The 10,316-nt window shown below is 66.7% G+C and carries 9 protein-coding genes; 6 read left to right on the forward strand and 3 right to left on the reverse strand.

What is annotated here, in order from left to right:
- Nucleotides 1-29: 29 nt before the first annotated feature.
- The 4 genes from QZM72_RS21775 to QZM72_RS21790 all read left to right on the forward strand — a co-directional run bounded on the left by QZM72_RS21775 (nt 30) and on the right by QZM72_RS21790 (nt 4,407).
- Nucleotides 30-869, forward strand: coding sequence for an SPOR domain-containing protein (locus QZM72_RS21775; protein ID WP_089469387.1), 840 nt, complete (start codon nt 30-32; stop codon nt 867-869).
- Nucleotides 870-876: 7 nt separating this feature from the next.
- Complete coding sequence (locus QZM72_RS21780) at nt 877-1,371, forward strand: CvpA family protein (RefSeq protein ID WP_089469388.1); 495 nt, start codon at nt 877-879, stop codon at nt 1,369-1,371.
- A 51-nt stretch (nt 1,372-1,422) separates the two neighbouring features.
- Nucleotides 1,423-2,955, forward strand: coding sequence for an amidophosphoribosyltransferase (gene purF, locus QZM72_RS21785; protein WP_069618451.1), 1,533 nt, complete (start codon nt 1,423-1,425; stop codon nt 2,953-2,955).
- A gap of 261 nt (nt 2,956-3,216) precedes the next feature.
- Nucleotides 3,217-4,407: an O-succinylhomoserine sulfhydrylase gene (locus tag QZM72_RS21790; RefSeq protein ID WP_089469389.1), complete on the forward strand. Its 1,191-nt coding sequence runs from the start codon at nt 3,217-3,219 to the stop codon at nt 4,405-4,407.
- Nucleotides 4,408-4,513: 106 nt separating this feature from the next.
- On the opposite strand, the gene QZM72_RS21795 is transcribed toward QZM72_RS21790, so the two are convergent.
- The 3 genes from QZM72_RS21795 to QZM72_RS21805 are packed head-to-tail and all read right to left on the reverse strand — an operon-like array spanning nt 4,514 to nt 7,612.
- On the reverse strand, nt 4,514-5,479 hold the full coding sequence (locus tag QZM72_RS21795) for an NAD-dependent epimerase/dehydratase family protein (protein ID WP_089469390.1): 966 nt from the start codon (nt 5,477-5,479) through the stop codon (nt 4,514-4,516).
- On the reverse strand, nt 5,466-6,512 hold the full coding sequence (gmd, locus tag QZM72_RS21800) for a GDP-mannose 4,6-dehydratase (RefSeq protein WP_011548084.1): 1,047 nt from the start codon (nt 6,510-6,512) through the stop codon (nt 5,466-5,468). Before gmd ends, QZM72_RS21795 begins: the two co-directional genes overlap by 14 nt.
- A gap of 35 nt (nt 6,513-6,547) precedes the next feature.
- Entirely contained in the window at nt 6,548-7,612 is a 1,065-nt protein-coding gene (locus tag QZM72_RS21805) for an acyltransferase (RefSeq protein WP_089469391.1), read from the reverse strand.
- Nucleotides 7,613-7,666: 54 nt separating this feature from the next.
- Here QZM72_RS21805 and QZM72_RS21810 point away from each other — a divergent pair, with 54 nt between their 5' ends.
- Nucleotides 7,667-7,957 (forward strand): hypothetical protein, encoded by a 291-nt coding sequence (locus tag QZM72_RS21810; RefSeq protein WP_179233484.1) that lies wholly within the window; start codon nt 7,667-7,669, stop codon nt 7,955-7,957.
- A 99-nt stretch (nt 7,958-8,056) separates the two neighbouring features.
- Nucleotides 8,057-10,273, forward strand: a complete 2,217-nt coding sequence (locus QZM72_RS21815) for a hypothetical protein (protein WP_301739169.1) — start codon at nt 8,057-8,059, stop codon at nt 10,271-10,273.
- The last annotated feature ends 43 nt before the right edge of the window (nt 10,274-10,316 follow it).

Here is a 10,316-nt window from a genome sequence, read left to right on the forward strand (position 1 = left end):
CTGACGGGCAGTTTCGGACTCAGCCATTCATGGGAATTTTCTCGTTCGGCAAGAAAGACGACGACGCGCCCCCGCGGCGCGGCGGTCGCACCGGGGCCTCCCGGAACGTGCGCACGGAGCGCACTGAGCGCGTCGAGCGACGCTCGCGCCGTACCGAGCGTCCGGAATCGGATGCCCTGCTCCTCGATCCGACCCTTCCAGAAAAGCAACGCGCGCGCCGTCGCCTCGTCGGCGCGATCGCGCTCGTCGTGGCCGCGGTGATCGTCCTGCCGATGGTGCTCGATTCGCACCCGAAGCCGGTCACCGACGACATCGCGATCGACATCCCGAACCGGCCCGCGCATCAGGCGGTCGCGCCGCGCGACGACGATGTGTCCGACGTGCAGGCAGGCGTCGCGCATGACGAACCGCCGGCCTCCGACACGACCGTTGCGGCCGCACCGGCGCCCGCACCCGCGCCGAAGGATGCCGCCAAGCCGGTGGCGAAACCCGATACGACCACCACCGCGAGCGTGACGCCGCCGAAGCCCGCGCCGAAGCCGGCCGCAGCGCCCGCGCCGAAACCTGCCGCGCCGAAGCCCGCCACCGTCGCGAATGACGGCGCCGCGAGCCCGGACAGCGGCGACGCATCGTCGCCGGCGTCGCCGGCCGGTGCGCGCTTCGCGGTACAGCTCGGCTCGTTCAAGGACGACGCGACGGCCCGTTCGTGGGCGACCAAGTTGAAATCGGCGGGCGTGCCCGCATATGTCGAGCATCGCAAGCAGGCAGACGGCAGCACGGCTACACTGTTGCGTGCCGGCCCGTTCGCGGATCGCTCGGCGGCCTCCGCCGCGATCGCGAAGGTGCGCGAAGCCGGCCTGACGCAGTAAGGCCACGATGCTGACGGCTTTCGACTACGCTGTATTGGCGGTGATCGTGTTGTCGGCGCTGCGCGGTGCGTGGCGCGGCTTCGTGTCCGAGATTTTCGGGCTGATCGGCTGGATCGCGGCGATCGTGATCGCGGGCCGCTACGTCGGGATGGTCGTGCCGTACATTCCGGCGAACTGGCCGGGCGGCGCGCTGACGCAGTGGGTGATCGCCTTCGCGTTGCTCGTGATCGGCGTCGTGCTGGTCGCCGGCGTGGCGAACGCGCTGCTGTCGCGGATCGCGCAGGCGAGTGGCCTGGGCGGCGTCGACCGCTCGCTGGGCATGATGTTCGGGCTCGTCCGCGGCTGTGTGCTGGTGGTGCTGCTGGTCGCGGCGGCCGGGCTGACCGAACTGCCCAAACAGGATTTCTGGCGCAATGCGCTATTGCGTCCTTTTGCCGAACAGGGCGTGCGCGAGCTGAAGCAGCTCCTGCCCGACGGCATGGCCCAGTACGTACGCGTGTGACGACGCGGCCGGGCAGGACGGAACCGATTTTGTCATTCTGAAGGACATGCCATGTGCGGCATCGTAGGCGTTATCTCCCAATCCCCGGTCAATCAGCTGATCTATGACAGCCTGCTGCTGCTGCAGCATCGCGGTCAGGACGCGGCGGGCATTGCGACGGCGGATGGCAGCAATTTCCACATGTACAAGGCGAACGGCATGGTGCGCGACGTGTTCCGCACGCGCAACATGCGCAGTCTGCCCGGCACCTACGGCATCGGCCAGGTGCGCTACCCGACGGCCGGCTCGGCGTCGAGCGAGGCCGAGGCGCAGCCGTTCTACGTGAACGCGCCGTTCGGGATCATCCTCGCGCACAACGGCAACCTGACGAACTGGATGCAGCTGAAGGACGAGATGTTCCGGATCGACCGCCGGCACATCAACACCAACTCCGACAGCGAAGTGCTGCTCAACGTGTTCGCGCACGAGCTGCAACTGTCGACCACGGGCCTCGAGCTCGATCCGGCGTCGGTGTTCAAGGCGGTCTCGGGCGTGCATCGCCGCCTGCAGGGTTCGTACGCGATCGTGTCGCTGATCGCCGGCTACGGCCTGCTCGCGTTCCGCGACCCGTTCGGCATCCGCCCGCTCTGCATCGGCAAGCTCGAAACCGAGCACGGCACCGAATGGATGGTCGCGTCGGAGTCGGTGGCGGTCGAAGGCATCGGTTTCGAATTCGTGCGTGACCTGGAGCCGGGCGAAGCCGTCTTCATCGACAAGGCCGGCAACTTCCACAGCCAGCAGTGCGCGGAGAACCCGACGCTGAATCCGTGCATGTTCGAATACGTGTATCTGGCCCGTCCGGATTCGTGCCTCGACGGCGTGCCGGTCTACAACGTGCGCCTGCGCATGGGCGACTATCTCGCCGAGAAGATCAAGCGCGAACTGCCGAACGTGCCGATCGACGTCGTGATGCCGATTCCCGATTCGTCGCGCCCGGCCGCGATGCAGGTCGCCGCGAAGCTCGGCGTCGAGTATCGCGAAGGCTTCTTCAAGAACCGCTATGTCGGCCGCACCTTCATCATGCCGGGGCAGGCGGTGCGCAAGAAGTCGGTGCGCCAGAAGCTCAACGCGATGAGCATCGAGTTCAAGGACAAGCACGTGCTGATCGTCGACGATTCGATCGTGCGCGGCACGACCTCGCACGAAATCGTGCAGATGGCGCGCGATGCGGGCGCGAAGTCGGTGATCTTCGCGTCGGCGGCGCCGCCCGTGAAGTTCCCGAACGTATACGGCATCGACATGCCGACGCGCGGTGAGCTCGTCGCGCACGGCCGCACCGACGAGGAAGTCGCGAAGATCATCGGTGCCGATCATTTGATCTATCAGGACGTCGACGATCTGCGCCGCGCGGTGCGCGACATCAACCCGAAGCTCGAGCGCTTCGAGGCGTCGTGTTTCGACGGCAACTACATCACCGGCGCGGTGACGCCCGAGTACCTCGATGCGATCGAGCGCGCGCGCCTCACGCCGGCGTCGCAGGCCGATCGAGACACGGCCGGCGACACCGAGCGTTCGCAGATGAACCTGCAGCTGTCGGTCGAGTAACGCCGGCGCACGCTTTGATCGAGGCGTGATAGGATGTGGCCTTGCGTCGATTTGATATCAGCTTGCGGACGCGGGGCAACTTCCCAAAACAGCTAAAGCGAAGGCCGGCGGCAGCCGGCCCGAGTCGATCGCTGTCGTACCGCACCCGAAGCCCGCTGATGCCGACGCATAGCGGGCTTTTTGCTTTTTGGCCTCGGTTTTGACCGACGCCGCGCCTCATGCACGACCGTCGGCGCGGCCCTCGAATACGGAAAACGGAACATGGACGACTCCCTCAACTTCGACACGCTCGCGGTGCGCGCGGGCACGCTGCGCAGCGACTTCAACGAGCATTCGGAAGCGCTGTTCCTCACGTCGAGCTTCTGCTTCTCGAGCGCGGCCGACGCGGCCGAGCGTTTTGCGAATTCGGAAGACTATTTCACGTATTCGCGCTTCACGAATCCGACCGTCACCATGTTCCAGGAGCGTCTCGCGGCGCTCGAGGGCGGCGAGGCGTGCATCGCGACGGCGTCGGGCATGGCCGCGATCATGTCGGTCGTGATGTCCGCGCTGCAGGCGGGCGACCACCTCGTCAGCTCGCGCAGCCTGTTCGGCTCGACGCTCGGAATGTTCTCGCAGATCTTCAGCAAGTTCGGGATCACGACGACCTTCGTCGACCCGACCGACCTGAACGCGTGGCAGGAAGCGGTGCGGCCGGAAACGAAGATGTTCTTCCTCGAGACGCCGTCGAACCCGCTGACCGAACTCGCGGACATCGAGGCGATCGGCAAGATCGCGAAGGCGGCGAACGCGCTGTTCGTCGTCGACAACTGTTTCTGCAGCCCGGTGCTGCAGCAGCCGCTGAAGCTCGGCGCGGACGTGGTGATGCACTCGGCGACGAAATTCCTCGACGGGCAAGGCCGCGTGCTCGGCGGCGCGCTGGTCGGCTCGAAGGAATTCATCATGGGCAAGGTGTTCCCGTTCGTGCGCAGCGCGGGCCCGACGCTGTCGGCATTCAACGCATGGGTGCTGCTGAAGGGGATGGAGACGCTGTCGCTGCGGGTCGACAAGCAATCGGCGAACGCGCTGGAAATCGCGCGCTGGCTCGACGCGCATCCGGCGGTCGCGCGCGTGTTCTATCCGGGGCTCGAATCGCATCCGCAACATGAACTCGCGAAGCGTCAGCAGAAGGCGGGCGGCGCGATCGTGTCGTTCGAGCTGAAGGGCGACACGCCCGAGCAGCAGCGCGCGAACGCATGGCGCGTGATCGACGGCACGAAGCTGGTGTCGATCACCGGCAACCTCGGCGACACGCGCACGACGATCACGCATCCGGCCACCACGACGCACGGCCGCATCACGCCGGAAGCGCGCGCGGCGGCGGGGATCACCGAGGGGCTGATCCGCCTCGCGGTCGGCCTCGAGCACGCAGCCGACGTTCGCGCTGATCTGGCGCGTGGTCTGGGCGGCTGAGCGATACAGCCGGTTTTCGCTCGGCATCGGTGAAACGGGCCGCTCTCGAGAGAGAGCGGCCCGTTGTCGTTTCTGCGCATGCCGTCGCGCGCGTGTTGTGCCGTCGTCAGCCGGCGGTGTGCCCTGATGGTGCGGCGCGCATCGCGTCCACCATCCAGCGCAGCGTTTCGTCGAGCGGCGTGACCGGTAATTCGCCCACCGCGCGCCGCAGTTTGTCGCGCGACCCGCTCAGGCTTTTCACTTCGTTGTGCCGCACGAAGCGCGGATCGATCGTCACGTCGATCACGTAGCCGGCGATCCGCGACAGCATCGCCAGTACTTCCTTCAGCGAATACGCACGCTCGGAGCACACGTTGAACGTCTCGCCGGCCGGCGCGGCTTCGACCAGCTTCAGATAGGCGGCGGTCACGTCGCGCACGTCGGAGAAATCGCGGCTCACGTCGAGGTTGCCGAGCGAGATCCGCGGCGCGTTGCTCGCATAGTGCGCGACGAGCTTCGGCACCAGATACGCATCGCTCTGGCCGACACCCGTGTAGTTGAATGGCCGCGCGATCACGATCGGCAGCCGGTCGGCCCACAGCTTCGCCGCATATTCCATCGCGAGCTTGCTGATCGCGTAGTCGTTCGCCGGCGCGGGCGCGACGGTTTCGTCGAGCACGCCGGCCGTCGAGTTGCCGTAGATGTTCGCGCTGCTTGCCAGCAGCACCGCCGACGGGCGGCGGTCGAGGCCGGCCAGCGCCGCCAGCAGGTTGCGCGTGCCGACGATGTTGACCGCGTAGGTCTGCGTCGGTTCGTCGTCGGCGACATGCGCACGGGCGGCGAGATGCACGACCGCGTCGGGCCGTGCGTCGGCAGCGGCCGCGCGCATGGCTTCCGCGTCGAGCAGGTCGACGGGCAGCAGCGTGCAGTGTGCGAATGCCGGATCGGCGGGACGCGGCGTGCCGGGCGCGACCGTGCCCCAGACGTCATAGCCGGCCGCCTGCAGGCGTTCGGCCATGTGGCGACCGGTGAAACCCGTCAGGCCCGTGACGAACGCACGGCGCGACGGACGCCCGGTTTCAGAACGTGTCATGGTGTTGGTTCCGCGTCAAATCCGCTTCGACCATCATCTGACAAAGTTGTTCGAGCGTCGTTTTGGGTGCCCAGCCCAGTTTGCTTTTCGCCTTATCCGCGCAACCGATCAGCAGGTCGACTTCGGCAGGACGGTAGAACTTCGGGTTCACTTCGACGAGCACGTTGCCGGTCGCCGCATCGAGGCCGCGTTCCTGCTCGCCCTTGCCGGTCCATTCGATCTGGTAGCCGGCCGCCGCGAACGCCATCCGCACGAAGTCGCGCACGGTTTCGGTGCGGTTGGTCGCCAGCACGTAGGTGTCGGGTTCGTCGGCCTGCAGCATGCGCCACATGCCTTCGACGTATTCGAGCGCAAAGCCCCAGTCGCGCTTCGCGTCGAGATTGCCGAGCTCGAGCTTAGTCGCCTTGCCCAGCTTGATCTTCGCGATCGTGTCGGTGATCTTGCGCGTCACGAATTCGCGGCCGCGCAGCGGCGATTCGTGGTTGAACAGGATGCCGCTGCTGCCGAACAGGCCATACGATTCGCGGTAGTTCACGGTCATCCAGTGCGCGTACAGTTTCGCGACGCCGTACGGGCTGCGCGGATAGAACGCGGTGGTTTCCGTTTGCGGAATCGCCTGCACCTTGCCGAACATCTCGGACGTCGACGCCTGATAGAAGCGCGTTTTCGGGCTCACGACGCGAATCGCCTCGAGCAGGTTCAGCGGGCCGATGCCGGTCACTTCGGCGGTCGTCGCCGGCTGGTCGAACGACACGCCGACGAAGCTTTGCGCGGCCAGGTTGTACAGCTCGTCCGGCTGCGTGCGTTCGAGCAGGCGCAAGCTCGAGCCTGCGTCGGTCAGGTCGTGTTCGACGAGCGTCAGGTTCGGGTGCGTGTCGACACCCAGCTCGGCGATGCGCCAGAAATTCACCGAGCTGGTGCGGCGGTAGGTGCCGGTGACCTCGTAGCCCTTGTCGAGCAGCAGTTTGGTCAGGTACGCACCGTCTTGCCCCGAAATTCCGGTGATGATGGCCTTTTTACGCGTTTGGCTCATGGCGTTGTCCTGGTAGAAACGTTGGATGATGAAATTCACGCAGCCGTGCCGGCGGCGGCTGGCACCGCGCGGCGCGCGGGCCCGCGCGTCAGGCGCCGTTCGAAGCCGTACCAGCTCAGGGTCGCGTACGCGAGCGTGATCGCCAGCGCGAGCGCGGCCGTGACGAAGCGGTTCAGGTGCAGCGGCCACAGCGCGTACAGCACGCTCAGGTGGATCAGGTAGACGGTGTAGCTGACGGTGCCGACGTAGACGAGCATCGGGTTCGTCAGCACGCGCTGCACGAGGCCGCGCCCGCGCAGCGCGATCACGACGATCGACGTGCACAGCAGCAGCGAGATGCTGTAGAGCGCCGCGTTCGACAGCGGCGTGTTCGCGGCGCGAAAGCGCGGGAACGACAGGTGCAGCCAGCCGAGGATCGCGAGCGACACGAGCGCGCCGACGATCGCGAGCGGATAGAACGGCTCCAGCGCGCGCCGGTCGCGGCGCAGCACGATCGCGAGCAACGCGCCTGCCGCGAGCAGGTCCATCCGGAACGGCGTCAGGTAGTAGATCGGCCAGAACGAATCGAACCACGGCGTCGCGATCGCGCGCAGCACCGGCGCCGCGACGATCAGCGCGGCGGCGACCCACAGCAGCGCACGCTCCGAGCACCACAGCACGACGAACGGCCAGAAGATGTAGAACTGCTCCTCGACCGCGAGCGACCACAGCACGTTCAGGCTGTCATGGCCGATGCTGCCGAGCGACAGCCCGATATTGGTCGAGAAGAACGCGAACCACGGCCAGTGCGGCAGCCAGCTTGCGCCGAACAGCAGCGTCGACACCAGCAGCAGCAGCACGTACGGCGGCAGGATGCGGCGCACGCGGCGCGCGTAGAAGTGGCTGAAGTACGACTGCCCGCGCGCCTTGCGATCGAGCAGGATGCCGGTGATCAGCAGGCCGCTCAGCACGAAGAACAGATCGACGCCCATCCATAGCGGCGCCTTCAGCGCGTGTTGCAGGAATACGGCGCCCACCGCGATCGCGCGCAGCCCGTCGAGCTGCACGATGCGGCCGTGTTGTGGCGGGACGAGGTCGGCGGGGCGCGACGGGGCCGTCATCGCGCGGCTCCTTCACGACCCGCATCGGATGCGTGTACGTATTGCATGCTTTAAATGGAATATGAAATCGAAATCGATTCTAGGGAAAAGAAATCGGTAAAAAAACGCGGGCCATTTATCCGCGGACAAACAGGCAAATGCCGATTATCACGATCACGGGACGAAAGGTTTGCTCGCCGAGGGGCGCGGCAGGCGGCGCGGAACGGAATTTTCTACGCAGCGGCGCGAAAAAGGCGGTCGTTATTGCCGCTTTCGGCGGGCATTTACGCGCTGTTCCGTCTCGATATTTCAGGCGGAAACATCCCCAAATATTTCCAAATTTCTTGTGATTATTTTTGCTTGTAACCTGCATCGCGACGTTTGAAACCCATTTAGCGACAGGGCGCCGCCGCGGGCGATCCGTGGCGGCGCCGGTCGCTGTTGCATCGAGTCTGGAGAAGCGCATTGCGACGTCTGATTCTGGTTGGCATGACGGTATGCGCGGCACTGCTGACGAGCACCGTGCCGGCCGAAACGGTGTTGCCCGCGACGACGTCGTGGATCGGCAACACGTTCGGCTATGGCGACGGCACGTGGACGCAGATCGACATCCGCGCGATCGCGGTGACGCCGGCGGGCAAGGTGTATACGAATGCGCCGTGGGACGAGAGCGGCGCCGAGGCGAGCGTCTATCAGGACGGGAAGATGCTCGGCTTCGCCGGCGGCACGCACGGCTGGGGCAACCTCGGCGGCAGCGCGATCGCGGTGAACGGCAAGTACGCGTATGTCGCGATCGGCGTCGGCAATGAGCGCGGCCACCTGCAGTCGCCCGGCATCTGGCCGGACAAGGGCAAGCAGTGGTTCGGCATCTCGCGGCGCACGATCGGCGACATGAAGCAGCCCGCGCCGTTTCGCGCGGCGCCGCAGGTCGCGCCGGGCGGGCGCGCCGATACCGGCCGCGCACGGATGGCCGCGAGCTTCATGATGATGAACGAGGTGTCGGCCCCCGCGCGCTCGGAAGTGGGTGAGGCGAAGGCGGAAGTAGGCGGCCTCGCGGCCGACGACAAGACGCTGTTCGCGACCAATCCGTCGCGCGACGTGGTGGATGTCTACGACGCGGAGACGATGCAGCAGAAGGGCACGTGGAGCGCGCACGAGCCGGGCCGCATCGCGCTGGCGGGCGACGGCACGCTGTGGCTGCTGACCGATACGCTCGGCGGCCCCGCGCATCTCGTGCATGTGCGGGCCGACGGCCGCAAGCTCGACGACGCGCCGGCGCTGCCGGAAGGCACCGACGCGGTGGACGTGGCGGTCGACGCGAAAGGGCGCGTGCTCGTCGCGGACAACGGGCCGCGCCAGCAGATCCTGATCTTCTCGAAAGGCGGCAAGGGCTATGCGCCGTCGGGCACGCTCGGCGAGCGCGGCGGCATCTTTGCGGGCCCGGTGCCGGGGCGGCCGGGGCCGCAGCGCTTCAACGGGCTGACGGGCGTCGGCGTCGACCGCGCGGGCAACATCTATGTATCGATGAACGGGATCGGGCCGCGCCACGACACGATCGGCGCGGGGCTCGGCGCGGTGCTGGAAAGCTACACGCCGGACGGCAAGCTGCGCTGGCAGGTGCAGGGGCTGCTGTTCGTCGACGGCGCGTGGCTCGACCCCGCGCGGCCGAACAGCGTGTACACGGGCAACAAGCGCTTCGAGCTCGACCTGTCGAAGCCGCCGGGCCAGGACTGGAAATACGTCGGCTTCCTGTCGAACCGCTTCAAGTATCCGGACGACCCGGTGTTCCACACCGACCAGTATCCGGGCATGCCGATCGCGCGGCGTGTCGACGGCCGCACGTTCCTGTACCTGACCGACATGTACGCCGATCACCTGAAGATCTACCGCTTCGACGCGAAGCGCGACGGCGAGGTCGCGATTCCGTCCGGCCTGATCGCGGGTCGCGCGCGGCCGGTCGACAAGGTGCCGAACAAGCCGCCGGGCGGCGACTGGCTGTGGCGCGACGCGAACGGCAACGGTCGGATCGATGCCGGCGAGTCCGAGATCAACACGACCGGCAAGGCGAAGGCCGGCGGCTGGGGCTGGTGGGTCGACACGAAGGGCGACATCTGGCGCACGAGCGACGTTCGAGGGATTCATCGCTTCGGCTATGGCGGCGTCGACAAGGCCGGCAACCCGATCTATTCGTACGACAAGGTCACGACCTACCCGATGCCGCAGCCGTTCACGCAACTGCGCCGCGCGATCTACGAGCCGCAGACGGACACGCTGTACGTGACGGGCTACACGGCCGACGCGCCGCCGCAGGCAGGCATCAACAAGGAAGTCGGCCGCGTGCTGGTGCGTTTCGACAAGTGGTCGAGCGGCTCGCCGGTCGTGCGCTACACCGTCGCGCTGCCGTGGCAGCTCGACGCGAAGCCGATCCTCGACCTGATCGGCATCACGGTCGAGGGCCGCTACATCTTCACGGTGGAGCCGGTCGGCAAGATCCACGTGTACGACAAGGAAACCGGCAAGGAAGTCGGCGTGATGAGCCCGGGCGCGGAGGTCGGCAAGGCGTCGGGCTGGGTCGACGTGCCGTTCGGCATCAGCGCGTTCCGGCGCGAGAACGGCGAGTACCTGGTGTTCGTCGAGGAAGACGCGCGCGGCAAGGTGCTCATGTACCGCTGGAAACCGTGACGGGCGGCGCGCCGTCGGCGTCAACGTCACACAAGGCTTAAAG

This window comes from Burkholderia sp. AU45388 (genome assembly GCF_030481585.1).
Classification (GTDB): domain Bacteria; phylum Pseudomonadota; class Gammaproteobacteria; order Burkholderiales; family Burkholderiaceae; genus Burkholderia; species Burkholderia sola.